24 protein-coding genes are annotated in these 21,075 nt (G+C 68.2%); 18 read left to right on the top strand and 6 right to left on the bottom strand.

All coding sequences use genetic code 11. The features are described from left to right. Nucleotides 1-28: 28 nt before the first annotated feature. Nucleotides 29-418 carry a hypothetical protein gene (locus AC0IX4_RS03400; RefSeq protein WP_471828042.1) on the bottom strand — a complete coding sequence of 130 codons (390 nt, stop codon included), beginning with the start codon at nucleotides 416-418 and terminating at the stop codon, nucleotides 29-31. A gap of 23 nt (nucleotides 419-441) precedes the next feature. Beyond that, on the bottom strand, nucleotides 442-1,077 hold the full coding sequence (locus AC0IX4_RS03395; RefSeq protein WP_471828041.1) for a helix-turn-helix domain-containing protein: 636 nt from the start codon (nucleotides 1,075-1,077) through the stop codon (nucleotides 442-444). Between the two features lie 228 nt (nucleotides 1,078-1,305). Between AC0IX4_RS03395 and AC0IX4_RS03390 the strand changes: the two genes are divergently transcribed. From AC0IX4_RS03390 to AC0IX4_RS03315, 16 genes are all read left to right on the top strand, one after another. Continuing rightward, the gene (locus tag AC0IX4_RS03390) at nucleotides 1,306-1,452 is read left to right on the top strand and encodes a hypothetical protein (protein WP_222626677.1); all 147 of its coding nucleotides are present in this window, start codon (nucleotides 1,306-1,308) and stop codon (nucleotides 1,450-1,452) included. 194 nt (nucleotides 1,453-1,646) lie between these two features. Then, nucleotides 1,647-2,717, top strand: a complete 1,071-nt coding sequence (locus tag AC0IX4_RS03385) for a hypothetical protein (protein WP_471828040.1) — start codon at nucleotides 1,647-1,649, stop codon at nucleotides 2,715-2,717. Between the two features lie 72 nt (nucleotides 2,718-2,789). Beyond that, the gene (locus AC0IX4_RS03380; protein ID WP_471828039.1) at nucleotides 2,790-3,605 is read left to right on the top strand and encodes a DUF8176 domain-containing protein; all 816 of its coding nucleotides are present in this window, start codon (nucleotides 2,790-2,792) and stop codon (nucleotides 3,603-3,605) included. A gap of 26 nt (nucleotides 3,606-3,631) precedes the next feature. After that, entirely contained in the window at nucleotides 3,632-5,305 is a 1,674-nt protein-coding gene (locus AC0IX4_RS03375) for a cutinase family protein (protein WP_471828038.1), read from the top strand. 29 nt (nucleotides 5,306-5,334) lie between these two features. Then, nucleotides 5,335-5,979, top strand: a complete 645-nt coding sequence (locus AC0IX4_RS03370; protein ID WP_471828037.1) for a DUF6668 family protein — start codon at nucleotides 5,335-5,337, stop codon at nucleotides 5,977-5,979. A gap of 43 nt (nucleotides 5,980-6,022) precedes the next feature. Then, nucleotides 6,023-6,316 carry a hypothetical protein gene (locus tag AC0IX4_RS03365; RefSeq protein WP_471828036.1) on the top strand — a complete coding sequence of 98 codons (294 nt, stop codon included), beginning with the start codon at nucleotides 6,023-6,025 and terminating at the stop codon, nucleotides 6,314-6,316. Then, nucleotides 6,313-6,624 (top strand): hypothetical protein, encoded by a 312-nt coding sequence (locus AC0IX4_RS03360; RefSeq protein WP_471828035.1) that lies wholly within the window; start codon nucleotides 6,313-6,315, stop codon nucleotides 6,622-6,624. The genes AC0IX4_RS03365 and AC0IX4_RS03360 overlap by 4 nt, the downstream gene beginning before the upstream one ends. Before the next feature lie 83 nt (nucleotides 6,625-6,707). Then, complete coding sequence (locus AC0IX4_RS03355) at nucleotides 6,708-6,905, top strand: hypothetical protein (protein ID WP_471828034.1); 198 nt, start codon at nucleotides 6,708-6,710, stop codon at nucleotides 6,903-6,905. A 40-nt stretch (nucleotides 6,906-6,945) separates the two neighbouring features. Then, nucleotides 6,946-7,581 carry a DUF8175 domain-containg protein gene (locus AC0IX4_RS03350; RefSeq protein ID WP_471828033.1) on the top strand — a complete coding sequence of 212 codons (636 nt, stop codon included), beginning with the start codon at nucleotides 6,946-6,948 and terminating at the stop codon, nucleotides 7,579-7,581. Further along, nucleotides 7,578-8,414 carry a DUF8175 domain-containg protein gene (locus AC0IX4_RS03345; protein WP_056444159.1) on the top strand — a complete coding sequence of 279 codons (837 nt, stop codon included), beginning with the start codon at nucleotides 7,578-7,580 and terminating at the stop codon, nucleotides 8,412-8,414. The genes AC0IX4_RS03350 and AC0IX4_RS03345 overlap by 4 nt, the downstream gene beginning before the upstream one ends. Then, on the top strand, nucleotides 8,411-9,925 hold the full coding sequence (locus tag AC0IX4_RS03340) for a hypothetical protein (protein ID WP_471828032.1): 1,515 nt from the start codon (nucleotides 8,411-8,413) through the stop codon (nucleotides 9,923-9,925). The genes AC0IX4_RS03345 and AC0IX4_RS03340 overlap by 4 nt, the downstream gene beginning before the upstream one ends. Beyond that, nucleotides 9,922-11,439: an SCO6880 family protein gene (locus AC0IX4_RS03335; RefSeq protein ID WP_471828031.1), complete on the top strand. Its 1,518-nt coding sequence runs from the start codon at nucleotides 9,922-9,924 to the stop codon at nucleotides 11,437-11,439. Before AC0IX4_RS03340 ends, AC0IX4_RS03335 begins: the two co-directional genes overlap by 4 nt. A gap of 57 nt (nucleotides 11,440-11,496) precedes the next feature. Then, nucleotides 11,497-13,317, top strand: coding sequence for an ATP/GTP-binding protein (locus AC0IX4_RS03330; RefSeq protein WP_471828030.1), 1,821 nt, complete (start codon nucleotides 11,497-11,499; stop codon nucleotides 13,315-13,317). Next, entirely contained in the window at nucleotides 13,317-13,643 is a 327-nt protein-coding gene (locus tag AC0IX4_RS03325) for a transposase (protein WP_471828029.1), read from the top strand. The genes AC0IX4_RS03330 and AC0IX4_RS03325 overlap by 1 nt, the downstream gene beginning before the upstream one ends. Continuing rightward, entirely contained in the window at nucleotides 13,640-15,262 is a 1,623-nt protein-coding gene (locus AC0IX4_RS03320; RefSeq protein WP_471828028.1) for a VldE C-terminal domain-containing protein, read from the top strand. Before AC0IX4_RS03325 ends, AC0IX4_RS03320 begins: the two co-directional genes overlap by 4 nt. Before the next feature lie 17 nt (nucleotides 15,263-15,279). Next, complete coding sequence (locus AC0IX4_RS03315; protein ID WP_471828027.1) at nucleotides 15,280-15,852, top strand: hypothetical protein; 573 nt, start codon at nucleotides 15,280-15,282, stop codon at nucleotides 15,850-15,852. A 3-nt stretch (nucleotides 15,853-15,855) separates the two neighbouring features. On the opposite strand, the gene AC0IX4_RS03310 is transcribed toward AC0IX4_RS03315, so the two are convergent. The 4 genes from AC0IX4_RS03310 to AC0IX4_RS03295 all read right to left on the bottom strand — a co-directional run bounded on the left by AC0IX4_RS03310 (nucleotide 15,856) and on the right by AC0IX4_RS03295 (nucleotide 19,060). Further along, on the bottom strand, nucleotides 15,856-16,227 hold the full coding sequence (locus tag AC0IX4_RS03310) for a histone-like nucleoid-structuring protein Lsr2 (RefSeq protein WP_471828026.1): 372 nt from the start codon (nucleotides 16,225-16,227) through the stop codon (nucleotides 15,856-15,858). Nucleotides 16,228-16,282: 55 nt separating this feature from the next. Next, on the bottom strand, nucleotides 16,283-17,143 hold the full coding sequence (locus AC0IX4_RS03305) for a hypothetical protein (protein ID WP_471828025.1): 861 nt from the start codon (nucleotides 17,141-17,143) through the stop codon (nucleotides 16,283-16,285). Nucleotides 17,144-17,253: 110 nt separating this feature from the next. Beyond that, nucleotides 17,254-17,988 carry a DUF2510 domain-containing protein gene (locus AC0IX4_RS03300; RefSeq protein WP_471828024.1) on the bottom strand — a complete coding sequence of 245 codons (735 nt, stop codon included), beginning with the start codon at nucleotides 17,986-17,988 and terminating at the stop codon, nucleotides 17,254-17,256. 373 nt (nucleotides 17,989-18,361) lie between these two features. Then, nucleotides 18,362-19,060, bottom strand: coding sequence for a hypothetical protein (locus tag AC0IX4_RS03295; RefSeq protein WP_471828023.1), 699 nt, complete (start codon nucleotides 19,058-19,060; stop codon nucleotides 18,362-18,364). A gap of 617 nt (nucleotides 19,061-19,677) precedes the next feature. Between AC0IX4_RS03295 and AC0IX4_RS03290 the strand changes: the two genes are divergently transcribed. Both AC0IX4_RS03290 and AC0IX4_RS03285 read left to right on the top strand, forming a co-directional pair. Further along, a complete protein-coding gene (locus AC0IX4_RS03290) occupies nucleotides 19,678-20,340 on the top strand; it encodes a hypothetical protein (RefSeq protein ID WP_471828022.1) in 663 nt (220 codons plus the stop codon). Continuing rightward, nucleotides 20,337-21,047, top strand: coding sequence for a hypothetical protein (locus tag AC0IX4_RS03285; protein ID WP_471828021.1), 711 nt, complete (start codon nucleotides 20,337-20,339; stop codon nucleotides 21,045-21,047). Before AC0IX4_RS03290 ends, AC0IX4_RS03285 begins: the two co-directional genes overlap by 4 nt. Nucleotides 21,048-21,075 lie beyond the last annotated feature (28 nt).

Raw genomic sequence — 21,075 nt, 5'->3', positions numbered from 1 at the left:
CCCCCCAGGAATTGCAAAGCAGAAGCTGTTACGAACCGGCCTCGCGCGCGCGGCGCAAGTCGCCCAAGAGATCCGTCAGATGCTCGATGCGCATTTGTTCGTCACCTGTTCGGAGCCTCATGCCGGTGATTCCTCCATGGAGCACCTCTTCGATCAAACTGAGCTGACTATGGATGCTCGGAGCTGCCGAATCGTCGAGCAAGTAGCTGCTGCTCGACGGGAACACGGTCGCGATCGCCTCGAGCATGTCTCGTGCGGCAATACGCGTCCCCTCACGGAGAGCGGAGATGTCGCGTGCGGTAACGACCCTGCCCAGGGCCTCACTGACGTCCGATGCCACAGACTCAGGGCTTCGTTCCGAGCCATCCTCGGTGCGCCAGATCTTGAAGAGTAGATCCAGTCGCACGTTGACTGGCACTACCTCCTGCGCTGCAGTTCCCGTCACTTCTGCCCCTTGTGTAGTCGCGCTTCGAACCGGGCCACCGTCTCCGTCGGCACATCGACGTCACGGCCGGCGAGCCAGCGTCGGTAAAGACGCTCCTCCCGCTCCACCTCGTCGGTGGACTCACTCGGCTCGTCGAGTAGTTGCCCGAACATCGCGTAGATCGGCGACAGCGAACCGTTCTGTCGCCTGTTCTCCTCGAACAGCCGCGTGACGTACTCGCCGTAGATCGGACGCAGGGCAACTCCCATACGTCGCGACAGAGCACTCAGCTCGGCGAGATCTTGGCGGTCGCGCGCCATCGCGTCCAGTTCTCGGGAGATGGACAACAGGTCGAGAACGACTCGCACGGACACGACGACCGTGTCGGGGCCTAGAACGGCGTCCACGTCGGTCGACGACTTACTCCGCGGTTCGCCACCTCGGAGGACATCGGCGGCGCTCCCTGGCTGCCACTCGAGACCGGTGTCCAGCTTGCCGAGCGTCCCGGCCGACACGGTCCGCCCACTACCCTCCTCGATGTCCTTGAGAGTCGGCACCGATGGCCCGCCCCGCTCGCGGACCTGCGGACGCGACAGACCCAGCTGCGTACGGCGCTTCCACGCGTACTCGGCCAAACGTCCATAACCGTCCACGCTCGGAACAGTAGGGGTCCGAACCAGGACCGGCAAGAAAAGCCCAAGACCAACTCGACTGCCGGGAGATCTCACAACATTTTCTTGGTCCATCGGATGTTGTCGTTTTTCTAGCTTTATTTATGTTTTTATTGCTATCGTTGCTGTGCGGCGACGACGGGGGTAAGCGACATGGCATCAGAGAGCGATACAGCTACCAGGCATGGGTGTGCGGAGACTGTCGTCGACGTGGTCACGGGCGACCGTTTCCGCTGCTCGTTGGTCGAACATCTCGACCGCGAGCACGAATCGTGGTCGGACGACGGACTCGTCGTCGCGCGCTGGGTCGCACCGAGACCGCTGACCCTGTGCGAGCCGGACTTCGCGGCGAGATGAGAGTCGCGACCGGACGAACCGAACATTAAGCGCAACGGCACGCCACCGTGTCATCCCGAGTTCGACCCTCAGACCCGGGCGGGCACTCATGACCTCGATGTGGTTGCGCCACAACCAACTAGCTAAGGAACTCTGCAATGCACAATGTCGGCAGACACAACCCTCATCGATACCGAGCAGGAGCGTGCACTGCGATGCCGCTCTTGATCGCACTCACGGTCGGTCAGGGAATAGCGGAAGGTGCGCCGCAGGACTTCGTCACCGCACCCGACTCTGCCCAGTCTGGAACAACGGACACCACTCCCCTCGCTCAGCCGCCCGAGCCCACCGCGGAACGGGATTTTCTACCGGGCTTCCAGGCGTCACCTCGCGTGCAGCAGAGCGACTGGCGTAGCTACGACGACTATCGATCCGGCAGTCAACAGTCGTCCTACGGCAAGCAGGCACTCGGGCCGGCGGCGGCGACACCATCGCCACCGCCCGCACCCACATTGCGTCGCACAGCCATTGCGCCCATTGACATTCCCAACGGGTACATCGGCGTCGGCGGTGAAATCGTGCCGTATGACGCGACGGTAGTCGACCCGAATCTGGTGGAGCAGTTCAACAACACCAGTCAAGCCCTGCAGGCAGACGGCGGGAACTTTCTCGTCGACGCCGGACTCGCCGACGCACCCCGCGCCGACCGCATCTCCGCGGGAGTCGCCACCGGCATTGTCGGCGGCGGCACCGCAGGATTACTCGCCTCGCTCGTCCCCGCGGCCGTCATCACCGCTACTGGGGCAGCACTCGGCGGAGCGCTCGGTGTCGCCGCGACCACCGGTAGCGGGGCGATCGTGTGGGGCGGGCCCGTCGGGTGGGTGTTCATCCCCGGCGCAGCCGCACTGGCCGGTGGGGCCGCGGGAGCAGCACTGTCCGTGCCGATCGTCCTCGGCCTGACCGTCACCGGTGCCGCACTCGGCGGCCTCCTCGGTGCCACCGTCACGGGTGGAGAACAGCAGATCATCGAGGAGCCGGTCCTTGTACACGAAGCACCGGCTCCCGCCCCGGCCGCGCCGGTGTGGACGCCGCCGCAGGACGTCCAGCAGGTGCCCGACACGGCCCCGGCCTACGTCGAGCAGGCCCACCAAGCGGTCACCGACGTGCCCGGCGGCGCGGACGTCCTGGCGGCGGTCGACACCGTGATCGCCGACAACGCCCCCGCGCTCGATCAGGGCGCAGCAGCCCTGACCGGCGCACTGTCCGCGCTGAACATCGGGGACTGACCGATGCCGGGTGCGGCCGACACCGCTCGTCCGCACCCGACGTTCGCCCGACCCGACCGAGGAGGTCCCGCTGTGGCTCATCCCGACGACACAGCAGCCGACGACTGGTTCGCCGCACCGCCCGCCACAGGCGAACGGTCGCCCGTTCCGACCGACAGTCCCGCCGCGTCCACCGACACGCCACCGAACCGACGCCTCACCGTCCTCGCCGACCGAGACGTCAAGACGGACGACGACGGTTGGCTCGCAGACGCTCCGACATCGACGTTCGACGCGGCGACCGAGACCCTGCGCAGCGGAGCCGCCGGCCCCGCTGCCAGGCCCTCGTGGTGGCGTCGTCAACGGTCCGCCGTGGCGGTCACCGCGTCACTCCTGGTCCTGGTGGGTGCGGTGGGCGTCACCGCCGTGTTCCTCACCGGAGCCACCGAGGACACCCTCACCGCGGATCCGGCACGACTTCTTCCGAGCACGCAGGCCGCTCCTGTTGTCGCGGCGCAGCCGGCAGCGGGCGCCGCTGCCGCTGCGGACTTCACCTGGTGCGCCGGCCAAGGTGCCGGTGAGCCGGTCACCGAGGGCACCGCCGATCCCGGCCTGAGCGCGATCTGGCGCTTCGAGAAGGCGTTCTACTACGACCGTGACCCGGTCGCGGCCCGCGCCGTCGGTGCACCGGAAGCCGTCATGGCATCGGCCGAACGCCTGCGCATGGGCATCGACGCCCTCGAACCGGCGGTCGAGTTCTGCGTGCTCGCCGACCCCGTTGCATCCGGCGTCTACGACGTGACCGTGGTCGAACGCGGACCCGGCGTCGACCCGCGCACCTCCTCTCAACGCTTCACCACCGCCGAGTCCGGCGGCTCCACCTCCATCACCGCCATCACCCGCCGCTGATCCGAGCTCGACGAGAGGCACCACCCATGACCCCCGCCCTGCACCGCAGAACGGCTCGCGCCGCCGTCGCGGCCACCGCAGTCGCCGCGACCCTGCTCGCCGCCGCGACCGCGCACGCCACACCGACCACGACGGCAGCCGCCGCCGACGGGTGCGCACCGCTGCACCTGGTCGTCGTCCCCGGTACCACCGAGATCGACGAGAACAGCTCACCCGACGCTGATTCCGGGTTCTTCTCCCGGCTCACCGTCCCGGCCATGCGCGACGCCAACTCCGGCGCCGAACCCGCACTGGACCGCAGCTACGTCCCGTATCCGGCGTCGTTCGGCGGCAAGCCCGGTGATCGGTCCTCCGACACCTACGCGACGTCCGTGCAGACCGGCATCGACAACGCCACCACCATGATCGGAGACATCGCCGAGAAGTGCCCCGGCACCAGAGTGTTCGTCTCCGGGTACTCCCAGGGTGGTCAGATCGCCTCCGAGGTCATCCGCGAGATCGGAGCCGGGACCGGACCCATCGACGCCGACCGGTTCGCCGGCGGCGCACTGTTCTCCGACCCCACACGCGGACAGGGCGAACCGGTCCTCGGAGGAGGTGACGCCAGTCCCGCGCCCGCCCCCGGTACCGACGGGGCAGCGGTGCAGTCCGTGCAGCTCGCACCGGCCGTCGCCGCGACACCACCCGCCGGGGGCGGCATAGCCCCTGATCCTGCCGAGGCAGACTTCGGCGCCGTCGCCGACCGTGTCGCCTCGTACTGCACCGCAGGCGATCTCGCGTGCGACACCCCCGCGAACACTCCCGCGGCGAAGATGGTCGCCAACATCGCCGGACAGTCCTCGATGGACACCCGCGACCCGGTGCGCATCCTCACCGACGTCTCCACCGCCGTCGGACGCTCCGCACTGCTCACCGGGGCCTCGATCGTCAACGACAACCTCGACTTTGACAGCAAGCGTGGAAAGTTCGAGGTCACCAGCGCCCCCGACACAGTGCTCGGGAAGATGGCCAAATACTCCGACCCGACAGCCGTCGGCGACGACGAAGCCATCGACGAGGCAGTCAGCGCGGTCACCAAGATCGCGGGCATGGCGATCGGCGCTGCCATCACCGTCGCCAAGGACGTCGTCACCCCGGAGACCATCGGCCAGCTCGCCACCGTCGGCCTGACCAACCCCCCTGCCGCACTGGGCATCCTCGCCGCAAAGGTCGGCACCGCCGCGGTCAAGCTGGTGCCCCCGGCAACGATCGACTCCGCCGTGAACGTCGCGTTCGAGGAAGTCACCCGCACCATCGACGACAACGCCGGCCTCGCGCAGCTCGTCACCGACACCTCGTACTGGAACACCGCCGTCAAACATGGCTCCTACGACAGCGTCCCGGTCGGCACCCGCGGCGAGACCCCGGTGCAGTTGACGGTGCGGTGGATCGTCGCGCTCGCCGCAGACCTCACCGGTGACAGCACCCTCGCCGACAAAGTAGGGGCCGTCCTCGGCCGCAGCGCCCAGCTCCTCGCCACCCCCGACACCGTCCGCAGCGCAGGCCAGATCCTCACCGCCGGTGCAAGGTCCGCCGTCGGCGCCGCACCGACCAGCGGCCGGTCCGCGACCACCAGCGGCACCACGACCACGCCTGCACCGACGACCACTGGCTCGCCTGCACCGACGACGGCCGGGTCCACCCCGACCGCCGCCAGGTGACCGACTCACCCGCGGAAGGAGACGTCGACATGGCCGCACAGCCGATCAACGATCACGAGCTCTACAGCGACGACACCTCGGGGTCAGCCCCCGTCGTCCCCGCCGGTCTGCGGATCCCACCGATCGACCGCCAGGCACTGGTGCACACCGAACCGGTCGCCGGTGTCGGGCGACCGCCGGTGATGTGGTTGCTCGGCGCACACGGCGGCGCGGGAGTGTCCACTCTCGCGCGCGTCTGGGCACCCGCCGCCGACGCGCACGGCGGGTGGCCGGCCCACGACCGGTACCGGTCGGTCATCGTCGTCGCCCGCACCCACCGCACCGGACTCGCCGCCGCCCACGACCTGCTGCTCCAGTCGGCCGCCGGTCTCACCGGCGGGTGCACCGTCCTCGGTCTGGCGCTGGTTCCGGATGCACCGGGCAAGTTGCCGAAGACGCTGCGCCGCAGCGCCGACGTCGTGGCGTCCGCCGCACCCGCGGTGTGGCACCTGCCGTGGGTGCCGGACCTGCGCGTACACACCCACTCCGACCTCGCGGTGTGGTCACCGGCCGAACCGGACCCACCGCGGCCCGGCCGGATGCGATCGGTGACCTCCGCGGCCGCCCCACACCTCGGCATCGTCGCCGCCGGTCACACCGCCTTCGACGCCGCCCGCCGCGCTGCTCAGCATTGACCCTAGGTCGAATCGACCTACCCCGTTTCCGAAAGGACCCACCATGCTCTCCAAGCTTCGCACCGACGTCACCGTGTTCCTCGCTCAGAACATCGGCGACGTCGAACCCATCATGCCCAGTGGGGAATTCGGCGACAAGATCAACATGCTCATGGGCTGGCTGATGATGGGCTGCATCTTCGGTTCCATTGCCGCCGCCTCCATCTGCAGCGTCAAGCTCGGCTACGACAAATTGACCGGCAGAGGTGGCGACGCAACCGGCGCGCTCGGGTACATCCTTGTCGGGGCAGTCGTTCTCGGTTCCGCCTCCGGCCTGATCAACGGCCTCGTCCTGTGAGCGCCCCCGCCGCGATCGTCTGCACGGGCGTGGCCGAACTCGAAGGCACCGTCACCGGTGTCCTCGACTCGGCGCCGGGTCTGCTCGACACGCTCGCCCGCGGCACCCTGATCGCGTCCGGTATCGCCATCGCCTTCGGAATGATTCTGTTGGCATCCGGTAGTTCTCGCGCCATGGGCATCCTGCTCGGCGGCATCTGCGGCTTCGCGATCTCCGCTGTCGCCCTCGGCGGCGGCACCGACTGGATGATCGACAGCGCCCAGACGACCGCCGTCGCCACCTCCCCGGACGGCAGCACCGCACCGTGACACCTGCAGTATCGGTCGTTGAGGTCCTCGCGCAGCCACCGACCAACGTGGTGACGTTCCCCGCAGAGGTATGGGATCCGCTGATGAGTGCTCTCTCATGGCTGATGGGGTTTGCCGTCGTTGTCTGCGTCGCAGCGCTTTTCGTGTGCGGAGCGGTCTTCGTCAACCAGCGCAAGTCGACCGGCACGCAGGTCGTCGAAGACGGCACCCTTGCCCGCATCCTCCTCTGCGCCGCCGTCATCGGATCCGCCGCCGGAATAGCCAAAGCGGTCCTGGCATGAATCCCCGGGGCTGCATCGATCCCCGAAAGGTTCACCGCCCGTGACACTGTCCCGCACCGACCACCTCATGGCCGTCGTCAGCGTCGTTCTGATAACCGCAGCGTGCGGGTCGGAGTCGAGCGACAGTGCCGCACCTGCGGAGATGCAGATAGACACCGCCTCTGCGCCGGCCGACCTCGAGTGGCGCACCGTCGGGGGCGTCGACGTGCCCAGCTCGCCCAGTGCCGGACCGTCGACGGGAACCGGAGTGACCCGCCACGGATACGACAAGACCCCGCAGGGAGCGGTTCTGGCCGCGATCAACGGGCAGACCGCACTCGCTGTTGCCGACGATCGCACCTGGCCCGGAGTGGTCAATACCGTCACTGCGCCGGGCCCGGGACGCGACGCGTTCGCGGTCGCCCGCGCCGCCGTCACCGTCGCCGGGACCGTACCGCAGGACTCCGCGCCGCGGTTCGTCGGCTTCGACGTCACCGCCTACGAACCCGATGCGTCGACCGCCGCAGTGTCGGTGGCACAAACCATCGGCGAGGACTCGCAGCTCTACGGCTACCCCGTCGCTCTGCAATGGGTCGGCGACGACTGGCGGATCGTGCTCCCCACTCCCGAGGAGAACATCGACGCCGCCGAGCTCGACGACCTCGCCGGCTACACCGAACTGAAAGCTGCCTCATGAGCACCCTCGTCCGCCGGTTGCTGATCGCGGCAGCCGCCCTCGTCGTCCTGGCCGTCATCGGTGGCCTGATCTTCGTCGTCCCGAACCTCGGGGACGACGACGCGTCCGCAGATACTGCCGACCCGTCGACGACGTCCGCGCCGGCACCGGCCCCGTCCGTCCCCGGTTCGGTCAACAACGGCCGCACAGGGTTCGGAACCCCCGTCGTGGACATCCTCGGCCGTAAGGTCACCGTCCCGAACAACCCTGTCGGAGCACCGCTCACGCAGGAACCGGCAGGCGAGCGCAGCGGATGCGCCACCGCCGGACCTGTCTCCTCTCCCACCGGCGTGCAGATCCAGCAGACCGTCGGACTGCCCACGCTGGTCTCCACCAGCGACGGCCCCACCCGCGTCGACGGCAACGTCCTAACCGGGTACGCCCGCACCCCCCAGGGCGCGGCGCTCGCCGGGTGGAACTGGATCGGCCGCGTCTACGGACCCGGCCCGGTGGCCAAGGACGCTTACGAGAAACTGACCGTCGCCACCGACGAGCTGGCGCAAAAATCGGCCGGCCAGTCCTGGGACGGTGAAGGACTCAGCGGTTCCTCCTTCCCAGCCCCCGAGGCGTTCCGGATCGTCAGTTGCACCGACGACTTCGCCTCCGTCGAGTACGCGATCAACATCCCCATCGACGACAACGGCCAGCGGCGCACCACCCCCGCCTGGACCGTGATGCGAGCGGCACTGTTCCACGACAGCGGCGAGTGGCGCGCTCGACTCGACGGCCGATCCGTCTCCGCGACACCCGACGTCACGAGCATCGCCGGGTTCACCCCCTGGACGCTCTCGTGACGCGCCTAGCTCGGCTCACCGCGGCCGTCGTCGTCCTCCTCGCCCTGCTCGGCCTCGGCGCCGGCACCTCAGCCGCCCAGGAACCAACCCCGCCCCCGGTAGCCCCGGTGACCGGGATCACCGACGACGGCAACGCCTTCCAACAGGATCGGCGCGAATGCCTCGCCGAGACCGACGCACCGTGGATCGGCGACGTGATCAACGGTGCAACCGGAAACCTCGTACCGGAGACCTTCTGCCTGATCAACGCATTCGAGGACAACCCCGGCGCGGCCGTGTCCACCGCAGCATCGTCCGCCGCCTCCGCGTTCTGGGGCGACTCCGTCGGCGACTTCGCCAAAGCCGTCATGGAAGGCAACGCCCAAGCCTTCCGCACCGTGATGACGTTCTGGATGACCACCGGCATACCGGGACTCGGAGCCGAAACCGCAATGTCGGGGCTACGCAACATCGTCTCCGGGTTCACCATCGCGGCGCTGTTCGCCTCCATCGTCATCGCCATGACCAAACTCGCCATCGCCCGCAAACAGGCCGTGATGGAAGGGGCGACGGAGACCGCGAACATGCTGGTGCGCACCGTGTTCACCGTCTCGCTACTGCCGGTGCTGGTGCTCATGCTCCATCAAGGCGGGGATGCCGCATCGGCGTTCGCCCTGAAGGAGTTCGTCGGGGCGGACCTGAACGAGAAGATCACCGCCATCACCGCGTTCGACGACAAGACCGGCCTGGGACCGGTGTTCGCCCTCGCGTGCGCCGGATTCGCCTTCCTCGGCTCTGTCGCCCAACTCATCGCGCTGCTCATCCGCGAGGCGGTGCTCTGCGTCGTCGTCGCCGTCATCCCGCTCGCCGCGGCATCCTCGGCAACCGCTACTGGGCGCTCGTCCTACAAGTCGATGATCGCCTTCACCATCGGTGCGTTGCTGTTCAAGCCGGTCGCGACGCTGCTGTACCTGTTCGCGTTCTGGGCGCAGTCCGCGGCGTCCGGTGATCCGGTGTCCTCCGTGATCATCGGGTCGGTGCTGCTGGCAATTGTCGGGTTCGCCCTGCCCACGCTGGTGCGGATCATCTCCCCGGCCGCGGAGACCATCGCCGCCGGGGGATCGCAGGCCGCGGGCCTCGCTGCCGCCGGTGGGGCGCTGGCGGGTGGAGCGGCCGCGACCGGTGCTCGCGCCCTGGGCGGTATGGCCCGGACCGTCTCACCGGCGTCGTCCGGCGGCGGTGGCGGCGGGATGGGCGCTGCGGGTACCGGCGCGAAACGGGTCGCCGGGATGCAGGGCCGCTACACGGGCGGGTCGGCCTCGGCCGGCTCGTCGGGACGGTCCGGGCCCACTGGCGCGCTGTCGAGAGCGGCCTCCGGCGGCCGACGGGCGACGGGCGGTGTCATATCCGGGGCCGCGGGTGCGATGCGCACCGCCGGGTCCGGCGTCCGAGGTGCCGCACAGGTAGCCGAGAGCCTCGGCGCCGCCGCCGATGGCGCAGTCGGCAACTACCACGGACGGGTTCAGCGATGACCGCACCCACGTTCTCCTCATCTGCGGCCGTCCACGACGAACCGGCGATCTACTCCGCCGGAACGCGCCCCAAGAGCACCTTCGCGTTCGGGCTCTCCAACAAGGTCATCGCCTACGCGGGCGGGTTCTTCGCCCTCGCGTTCGCGGTCCTGATCTGGGGAAACGTCCCCGCCGGCCTGGCCCTCATGGCGCTCGGCGCGGTGCTCCTCGTGCCGCTGGCGATCGCGCCGGGCGGGCGCTCCCTCTACGAGAAAGGCCACCTCAGAATGCAGTTCTTCCGCAGCCGCGTCAGCCGCTCCGCCGAGTACCACGCCGGACCGCACTCACGGATCCCCGGTGGCCGCTACCGACTGCCCGGGTGGTTGGCGCACACCACGCTCTACGTCGGAATCGACCGGCACGGCAACGAGTTCGGGATGATCCACCACCCCAAGAAGCAGCGGTACACCGTCGTCATCGACTGCCTCCCCGGCGGCGACGAGGCGGTCGCCCGCGGGGAGAAGGACCTCTACACCGCCGAGTGGGGTGTCTACCTCGCCGACCTCGGACTGCCGGGCGACATCGTCGGCGCCGAGGTGGTCGTGGAGAACATCCCCGCGACCGGGCTGCGCCTGTCTCGTCTGGTCGAGCGTGAGGTCGTCCCGTACGCACCGGAGCTGTCTACGGCGTTCGTGCGGCAATCGTCGGTGCGGATGCCGTCGGGCCGTCACCGCACCCTGGCCCGGTTGTCGATCACCCTCCGCGCCACCACCAAAGAACGGCAGAACGATCCGGAGGAGATGGCGGCCGAGCTGGCGCGGCGACTTCCGGACCTCTACGGCAACCTCGCCGGGGCGGGGATCGACGCGCAACCGATGACCGCGGCGGAGATCACCGCCGCAGTGCACCGCTCGTACAACCCGTCCACGGAGAACGACTTCGAGGAACTCGACATCGCCGGCCTCGATCACGGGGTGGCGTGGGAGGACGCCGGTCCCGGCCGCGCCTCCTCGGTGTGGGGGCAGTACCGGCACGACGGAGTCGTCTCCGTCGTCTACGAGATGGCCGCGCCGCCGGAATCGGTGTTCACCGACACCGTCCTCAAGCCGCTGCTCCAGCCGCACGACGACCTGCTGCGTAAGCGCCTCACCCTGATCTACCGGCCGTTCTCCGCCGGTGACGCGGCCAAGAAGGTCGAGAAGCAGCACCGAGACGCGCTGCACGCCATCAATTCCCGCGGAGCGAAGATCAGCTCCGCCGAGGCGGAGAAGCGCCTCGAGATCACCTCGCAGACCCGCAAGGAGATGGTCGCCGGGGCCGGGCAACTGCGTTACTCGGCGCTGGTGACGATCACCGTGGCCGATCCCGCCGACGTCGCGAACGCCGCCGCGGTCATCGAATCGCTCGCCGCCCGCGCTCGCCTCGGGCTGCGCCGCGCCCACGGCTTCCAGGACGCCGCGTTCGCCGCCGGCCTGGGCGTCGGGTTCCTGCTGCCCGACCACGTCACCACCTCGGCGCTGGTGCGGCACAGCTGAGCTGCACCAGCGCCGCCCACGTCCTCTCCGCCCGCCGTTCCCACCGGAAGGTTCCCCATGAGCATCACCACCAGCACCCGCGACGATCTCGATACGGACGACGGCGCGGAGGTTCGACTGCAGATGCTCCCTCGCGGGGTGCGCTGGTTGATCGCCGACGTCGACTACGAGCAGTTGGCGCAGCGCATCGCCGACGGCGACGACGACGACGAACCGGCCTGGTGGACCCGCACCGGCCTCGGGCTGGCCCGGTGGCGCAACGCTCACGGTGAGGTGACCGAGGAACTGACGGGCGATCCCTGGTGGCGCGGAGCCAAGCGCGCCACTTCCCGCGGCTACACCGGCCCGGGCGGAGGCCGGATGCTCGCCGTCCCCGCGCCCATCGAGTACGAGGCGTCGTCGGTGCAGGTGTGCGGGTTCAACCCGTGGTCCGTCGGCGCCGCAGCACCGGCCTCGGGCACCATCGTCGGCCAGCACGCCATCACCGGCGAGGCCGTCTCGTGCGACCCGTTCGCCTACTTCCGCGACAACCACATCGCCAACCCGTCGATGTTCGTCCTCTCCCTCCCCGGACTCGGGAAGTCGTCGCTGATCCGCAAGATCCTGCTCGGTGCGATCGCGTGGGGGCAGACGCCCATCGTCGCCGGCGACATCAAGGCCGAATACGTCAAGCTCGCGCGCCTCGTCGGTGGCCAGGTCGTCACCCTCGGCTACGGCGGCGGGCACCTCAACCCGCTCGCCGCCGGCACCCTCGGCCAAGCCGTCGCCCGCATCCGCCGCGCCCGCGTCGACGCCGCGGCCGCCGGGGGCCGCGCCAGGGTCGCCCAGCTCGACGAGCTGATCGGCACGGCCGAGCTGACCGTGCGGACCCGACAGGTCAACGCCGTGTGCGCCCTGGTGGAGCTGATCCGCTACGACACGCACTCGGTGAAGGCGTTCGAGAACTCCCTGATCGGCACCGCCCTCGACGAGCTCTACTCCGACGGCGGTTTCAGCTACGACCGGCCCCCACTGCTGGTGGACCTGTACGAGCGCATCGACGCCGGATCCTCGGCGATGCAACGCGCGGCCTACCAGACGACGCGGGGCGGATACCGGGAGCAGATCACCGAGCTGATGCAGGCGCTCGGCGCGCTCATCTCCGGCCCGCTCGGTGACATCTTCGCCGACCACACCTCCGAACCGCTCGACCTCGACGCCCCCATGATCGTCATCGACGTCTCCTCCCTCGACCGCGGCGACACCACCCTCAAAGCGGCCGTGATGCTCTCCTGCTGGGCCGACGCCTACGGCACCGTGGAAGCGGCGCACCTGCTCGCCGACGCCGGACTGGACCGGCAACGGCTGTTCCTGCTCGCCCTCGACGAGCTGTGGCAGGTCATCGGCGCCGGCCCCGGCATGGTCGCCCGCGTCAACGAGATCTCCCGCCTCAACCGGACCGACGGCGCCGGGCTGCTGATGATCACCCACACCGGCCGCGACCTCGAAACCCTGCCCACCGAGGCCGACATCAAGACCGCCAAAGGGTTCATCGACCGCGCCGGCATGGTCGTATGCGGGGGGCTGCCCATCGGTGAGGTCGAACGACTCTCCGGCGAGCTCAAGTTCACCCCCGCCGAAGCGAGCATGGTGACCTCCTGGTCCCGCGGGGCGGCGCTGCGCTCGGCGGAACGGCGCACCGCACGAGCACCCATCGGGCGGGGGAAGTTCCTGATCAAGGTCGCCAAGGACAACACCCCCGGCATACCGATCCAGACGGTGTTCACCGACGTCGAGCTCGACACCGGAGTCCACGACACCAACGCCCGCTTCGCGGAGTACTTCCAGGGTGGCCGCGGCGACCTCGTCGCCGCCCACACCGGCACCGGGGACTTCTGATGCGGCCCCGATACGAGGCGGACGTCCGGAACTGGGCGCTGAGCACCTACCGGTCATCGCGGCCCAACTACGCCTCCCGCGACCAGTGCGTCACCGCCATCGCCGAGCAGATCGGCGCGCACGTCAACACCGTGAACCGGTGGATCAAGACCGAGTTCGGGCCCTCCCGCGCCCCGGCCGCCGACGAGGTCGTCGCGAAGCTGCGGGCCGCCGAAGCCGAGATCGAGCGGCTGCTCGCGGTCAACCGCCGACTCACCGACCGGCTCGCCGCGGTCTCACCGCGTTCGGTGACCGCCGAGTCGGTCATGAGCGGGGCGCGGCGGTGAAGAAGGGCGGGATCGTCGCCCTCATCGCGGTCCTCGCGGCGGCACTGTTCGTGGTCCTGTTCGTCACCACCCTCAGCCCCTCGGGCGACGAGGACTGCCTGCCCTCGGGCACCTCCGTGCCGTCGGCCGGAGGCGTCCCGGCAGGATCGTTCGCCAAACCCATGAAGACCGGCGAAGCGCAGCTCACCAGCGGCTTCGGCCCCAGGTGGGGAACGCAGCACAACGGCATCGACCTCGCCGGACCGATCGGCACACCCATCTACGCCTACGCCGACGGCGTCGTCTCCAAAGCCGGTGAGGCGCAGGGATTCGGGCAGTGGATCGTCCTCGACCACAACATCGGCGGCCAAGTCGTCTCCACCGTCTACGGGCACATGTTCCCCGACGGCGTCCTCGTCAAGGTGGGGGACCGGGTCACCGCCGGACAGCACATCGCGAACGAGGGCAACAACGGCGACACCACCGGAGCGCACCTGCACTTCGAATACCACCCAGGCGGGTGGGCACCCGGCAACGCCGTCGACCCGGCACCGTTCTACGCCGCAGCCGCCGAACCCGGTTCCGGTGCAGCCGGTTCCGCAACGCCGACCACCCCGGCGGCACCGGACGTCGCCGTGTCGGCGAGCGGCGCGGAGATGGCAGCACTCCCCGCCTCGGTCGGGTCGGAGGAGCACTTCCAGGTCGACACCGTCCGCGTCGCCCGCGCCGTCCACGCCAAGTTCCCGCAGATCACGACCATCGGGGGGTGGCGCGCCGACGGCGGCGGCTTCGACGACCACCCGTCCGGCCGGGCTGCGGACATCATGATCGACAACTGGTCTTCCGAGGAAGGCAAAGCCCTCGGCGATCAGGTGAAGGACTATCTGTGGGCCAACCGCGAGGTGTTGCAGATCGAGTACATGATCTGGCGACAGCAGTACATCCCCACGGGCGGTGAACCGAACATCATGGAGGACAGGGGATCACCGACGCAGAACCACTTCGACCACGTCCACGTCACCACCATCGGCCACGGACCGCCCGCACCCGGACAGAGGTACGGTTCCGCACCGGGTGGAGCGGGATCTGCCCCGAAAGCGAACGGCACCTGCACCACCGCACCCGGCGCGGGTATCGGCGACCACGCCGACCTCGCGGCCGGTCAGATCCCACCGGAGTTCGAGAAGTGGCTGCCGCTCTCCGCGGCGCAGTGCCGCGAACTCTCCCCGGCCATCCTCGCCGCACAACTCAAGCAGGAGTCCGGGTTTCGTCCCGGCCTGACCAGTCCTGCCGGGGCACGCGGCTACACCCAGTTCCTACCCGGCACCTGGGCGTCCTACGGATTCCCCGTCGACGACGAGACCGGCGAGGTCACCGGACCCGCCGGAGCCGGAGACCCGGACGACGTCGGGGATGCGGTCATGGCGCAAGGACGCTACAACTGCGCCGTCCTCGACGACCTGCGCCCTGGTATGGAATCCGGTGCCATCACCGGTGATCCGGTGGAGCTGATGCTCGCCGGATACAACGCCGGACCCGGAGCCGTCCAACAGTTCGGCGGCATCCCCCCGTACGCGGAGACGCAGAACTACGTCACCACCATCACCGCCACCGCCGGCGACTACGACCTCGCCCGATGACCCGACAAGGAGCCACCGTGTTCGACACCCACCGCCGACGCCCCACCACCGCCACCGTGCTCGCCGCACTGGCCGTCGTCCTGATCGTCGCCGTCGGCACCGCCGTCGCGCTGTGGGTCACCGGCGACAGCGACGACACCCCCGCCGCCGGGGGAACCGACGCCGGATTCACCATCGACCCCGTCGGAACCGACCCGGTCGACGTCGCCACCGTTGTCATGGCCGGCGTGTTCACCTGGCAACCAGCAGTGCAGGACTCCACCTGGAACGCCCTGCACACCCAGGCCGGTCATCTCACCGGCCCGATGGCCACCGCCGCCGCACAGGCGCCGTCACCGGCCCCGAAACCCATCTCGGAGTGGGCGGCGTGGGCGCGCAGCGGCGACACCCTCACCGCCGTCGTACGGCCCGACGGCGACACCACCGTCGCCGGCGACACTGCCACCGTGCCGATCACCATCTTCCAAACGGTGCAGCACCAGTCCGGGCAGGCCACGCCGTACACCACCTACACCGCCACGGTCACCCTGAAGAACGCCGAGGGGCAGTGGAAGGTCAGCGACTACCGAGTCACCAGCAGCAGCCTGTGACGGCTAGTGGGCGGCGTCGAACGCCTCCACCACTGCCGCGGGGATCCGGCCGCGGTCACTGACCTCGTACCCGTTCGCGTTCGCCCACTCCCGGATCGCCCGCGTCCGTTCCGGATCACGCTTCGTAGGCTTCCCCGCGGCCGCGGCGGCGTCGAGGACAGCAGACGTGTGCGCGCTCCGCTTGCGGCCACCGATCCGCTCGCCATGCTCGATGTAGTAGTCGAGCTTGCGGTGAAACTCCTTGGCGTTCTTGTCTTTCAGGTCGATCCGGTAGTCGACTCCGTTGACGGAGAAGTCGATCGTCTCCCCGGCCCCGTCGGCGATGCCGCTGCCGTCGATGTCGTCGGTCAATTCCACGATCTCGCGTTTCGCCACGACAGGAGCCTAGTGTCCGCGGTTCCCGGCGACGGAATTCACGTTCGCCGAAGCCTCAGGAGCTGAGGCGGGGGAGGGCGGTCATTGCGATTGCTTTCGCCTGATCACAGCCGAAGCCGCTCGCGATAGGACTGACCCTGAGGAGCCGATCACCGAGGAGCGCAACCAAGTACCCGCTTCTCGTACACAATGCGTCGTCGCCAAGATCGACTGCCACTGCATCGTTCGACCGCGCGGCGTCGAAGTCTGTGGGTGCGTCGACGACGAAACTTCCCGCGGACTGAAGGCCGAGGGTGATCTGGCCGGCGTCGTAGGTATAGGTGCACTGGGGGTTCACTGTGCCGGGGTAGTCGAGCGCCTGGCTGGTGACCGGACGCCCGACTACAGCGGCGACTTCGGCATCCGACACCCATGTGCACGGTAGCCGGTCCGACGCGCTCAACTCTGTGTATTCCAGCTCGGTCACCTGAAGTGAAACCCGAGACGACAAATCGACCGGAAGTTCCGGGTCGGGTGACTGCGACACGACCCGGTAGACCCCTCCGCTACCGCCGAGCTTGTCCAAGATGTCGAGCCCGTCGGGCGTTGTGGCACTCAGTGCGTCGAAGCATGTCAGAGAACCGAAGAAGACGTCGTCGAGGATCATCCCGCGGACGTCCGGCATCGGGAACGGTGTCGATCTCGCCGCGCACTCTTCGTTCGCAGTCAGCTGTGTCGCGTGTGGCTGAGCGGTGGCGGTGGTCGGCGGATCAACCGAAGGCGGCTGTCCGGTTGGGTCGGTTGTGGGGACGACTTGATCTGTTACGGACTCGGGACGGACCCCGCCTTGGTCGGTCGTGGAGCTGCACGCTGGAACGATTGACACGACCACAACCGCGACGGCGGCGACTGCGAGTTCCCATCGCTTACCGAGCATCGAGCAAGCGTAAGCGGGCAGCTTGGCTGTGGGTGGCCGTTCGGCAACGGGGTGCGCAGGTTGCTCGCCGAGAACGATTGGAGGCTGCGAACAGAGTCGTCGGTAGACGATCAGCGAGTGAGGTTGACGACGCAGGTATCGACGGCCTGGACGTCGGGATCGCCGGGTGAAACACCCAATGAAGTGGCCTTCGGCCATGTCGTCATATTCCTTGCCCCTCCTGTGGAGGCGTACACGGTGCCGCCCGAGACGACCCACACGTCCGAACGGTTCTCGACCCGGCCGGTGGAGTCGATCGTGGTTCCGCCGACGTACGTGTAGTCGCCGGCGTCGATCACGGTTCCGTTCGTCAGAGTCAGTCCCGACTCGGAGAAGCCGGACGCGACCTGATCCACCAGCGACTGATTCGCCGGAGCGCAGCGGGGATCGGAAACGAACGCTGCGGGTGGAGGCTCGGCCGCGGCGCTAGTGGTTACGGACGGTGCGGTCGTGCGCGGGGCCGCAGACGGGACTGCAGCCCGAGCTCGCGTCGTCGTGGTACTTGGCGGCGACTCGGACGATGTGGCCGACGCCTGGTCGCTCTCATCCCTTTCCTCGTCGCCCAACCCGAATACCGATCCGACTCCGACCACGAGCAATACCGCAGCGGCGATCGCCAGGAAAACCTTGAGTCCGCGATTGCCGCCGTTCTGCCCTTCCGGCGAATCCGGTGTCGGCTCGGACGGCGTCGGCGTCGGCTTTCCGGGAGCGGATTTATTGGTCCACTGGCCACCGTCCCAGAATCGTTGCCCACCAACGTTGGAGGGGTCCGGATCCGAGTACCAGCCGGGAGTTGGTGTCGTCATCGGTGAAGTCTCTCAGAGCGCAGCGGGCACCTACGCCCAATGACAACCGTTGCTGCAAATGTAAAAGATGGCAGGTCAACGAGCAGGGAGTGGAACGACCGCTGTAGCCAGTCGACTGTCACTTCACGTGAGTCCGGCTCGGCCCTCAACAGATCGGTCGGCGACAGCGAGTCGTCGAACCGGGTTTCTACACTGACAATTACCGGTAACGCGACGTATCTGACGGTGAACAATTAGCTGAGTCTCAGTTCAACGGGCACCCCAGGTCATCGAGTGCGCTCTTTCGTGACGACCTTAGGTGGCGGCGGCCGCGTCGTCGTCGTCGTCGAGGACAGCGGACGAATGAGCGGTCCGCTTACGGCCACCGACACGCTCAGGTGGGAAAGTCGATCCAATGGCGACCGTCGACGACTCGTTCCGACTGGAAGATGGGTTGGCCGAACGGCAGCGCCCCGAAGCGGAAGCCTGCTGTCGAGGCACGTGGGTCGTCGAGGGCAGACAGTCGCTGCTCCCGAACACCGGCGAGGTCGATGTCGAATCCGTAGTACTTGTCGCCGGCGATCATATGCCAGATGTAGCGCACGACGACGCGGTCTATGCCGTGGAGGCTGACCTCCTCGACGGTGAACCCTCGATCATTGCCCAGTCGTCCGAGTTCGTCGGCCATGGCGGAGGTGAGCGCAGAGACGAACTGCTGCGCCCACGTCGCGGGCGCAGCAGCATCCGGGTGCTGAATCGAGGACGCGGCCACCAGATCGCCGTTGTATCGCAGGTATCGGAGCAACTCAGGGTCACGAGGGATGACCTTTTCGGGGTATGCCCTGCGTCCGCCGACGACGATCAACCACTCGAAGTCACTCGGCGCCAGCGCGGGTCGACCATCACCCTGAACGAGCACGACGAAGATTGCCGGGCGGACTCGGAACCGCCCGGAGTCGGACACGACCTTGTAGGCGTAGTCGGTGAGCTCGCCCAGAACGGCGCGCACCCAGTGGATCTGCTCGTCGTAGGGGATGTCGATCTGACGGGACGACCCGTCGTCGTGACCGGGTGAGGTACCCAGCATCGTCATGAGGGTGACGGTGATCAGACGGGTGTCGGATGTTCGGTCGAACGTGCCCAGAAACGAAGGGTCATCGTCTCGGACTGACAACCAGACAGTTGCGCCGTCGACAGTCGCACTGGGCACCTCGGCAGAATTGCTGCGGTTCTGTCTCGATCCGGGCGATGCCGTCGACGCAACAATCGCCGCGACATAGTCGCGGACCTGCGCCAGGGCCTCGACAGGTCCGTGTACCGGGGGTTGCTGTGCATCCGTCATTGCACGCACTTCGAACGGACAGGCTCGGGTGGTCTCGGACGCCTACGGGGCCGGGCCCCGATGCGGTCAGCGGCGCTCATGCGCCTTTCGGTGTGGTCATGATGGCGACGCTAACAAATCAGCGGGGTCCGGTCCACGATCGCCGTCACCGCCTAGGGCGTAAGTTGCTCACATGCGATTCATGCCTCGTAGTGCGCCGCAACGCGCCGTTCTCGGCGTGCTGATAGCAGCCTGCGTCGCCGCTGCAGCACCTTGACTCAGTCCACCATGCGTCTTGCGTTCCGACGGCGAACGCGGTCCACTGGTACCCAGGTGATCTCGCGCCCGGCGGCGTCGTCTGCCGGTACCCCTATTGCGCGGGAATGTGTATGTGGCTACAAGACGTCGAGCGCAACGTCCTCGACGGTTACTTGATCCGTGCCGGGGTTTCCCTTGCCGAGGCTGACGGGATGCGACGGCTGCCGCCGATGCACCGCGAGTACTTCGACGATTTTATTTTCACCGCCACCGCGATGGCCGTCGGAGAGGCGGACGGCGCCGCGTTCGGGCGCGCCTGCTTGGGCTACCGGTCTGCTGTCGGCGACGACCTTCACCGCACTCCACACCTAATCCCGCCGGACGTCGCAGCAGTGGTCGTGTCCGTGGTCTCCGAATTCGAACCGTTCCGCGCGGACGACGAGCGCGTCACCGGTCGAGGTCGTATCAACAAGGCTCAGATGGACCTGACCGAACAGCTTTACTACAGCCTTGGCGACGATCTCGGAGACGGCCTCTCCGCCGCGGGCGCTCGGATTCACAGCAGAATGCTGGCGGCACGGATCGCCGACGGGTTCGTGCACCCGGCAATCGGTGCGCACATCTGGAGCGATACACCAGCCGCTCCTCGCCGCCATTCCGACAGCGGCCCCGACATCACCGTCCTCGACTCGATCGCCGACGCGAGTGCCGCATGGGTCTCTACGCCGGCGGAGCGACCGAGTCTCGAGCGCCGCATCGTCTCCACCGCTCAGACACTCGGGTGGTCGCAGTGACACCCCCCGCGGCCGCATCCGGTGCAGATAAGAACCGGTTGGCGGCGCCGTCCGGACGCGGAGGCATCGCCGTACTGGTCAGCATTCTGGTTGATGCGATCGCCCGCCGTGACAAGTGGGCGATCGCGAGACGGGCCACCGGCGACCTGCTCGACGACCTCTTGTCCGGGGTCCACGACGACCTGTTCGGTGGCCCACTCGGCATCGGTGAGTCCACCGGTCTCACAGGCCCCGCACCCGTCGTCATGATGGACGACGGGATGGCACTGGTCATCGGAACGGTCGCCGGCACCCATGTACCGGCGCCGGTTCCGGTCACCGCTCTGCAGGTGCAGTCCGCGACCGGCCGACACTGGTTCGTCGCGGCGCTGACCCACGAACGCATCAGCGACTTCGACTTCCAGCGCAGGGTGCTATACCGAGACTTCGACGAATCAGGTGACCTCGACATCATCGCCCGGCACGCGCCACTCGATCAGGAGGCCGCCGCGATCGACTGGGACGACTCCTCCGCGATCATCAGTCGACCCGGAAACCCGGTTGTCACAGTCGGGGACGCAATCGTGGAAGCCCACAGTCAGGACCGAGAGTCCTGGTACTGGCACGCCGACAACCGGTACACCTTCGCGTCGATCTACATGCGAGGGCGGCACCCCGAGCTGGTGCGGGAGTTCCCACGATCAAGAGAGAACCACGACCCCACATAAGTCGTGTTGTCGTAAGACATCGGAGTCA

The sequence above is a fragment of the Rhodococcus sp. AC861 genome (genome assembly GCF_979256035.1).
Note: the sequence above shows the minus strand (reverse complement) of the source record. Positions and strands in the feature narration are given on the sequence as shown.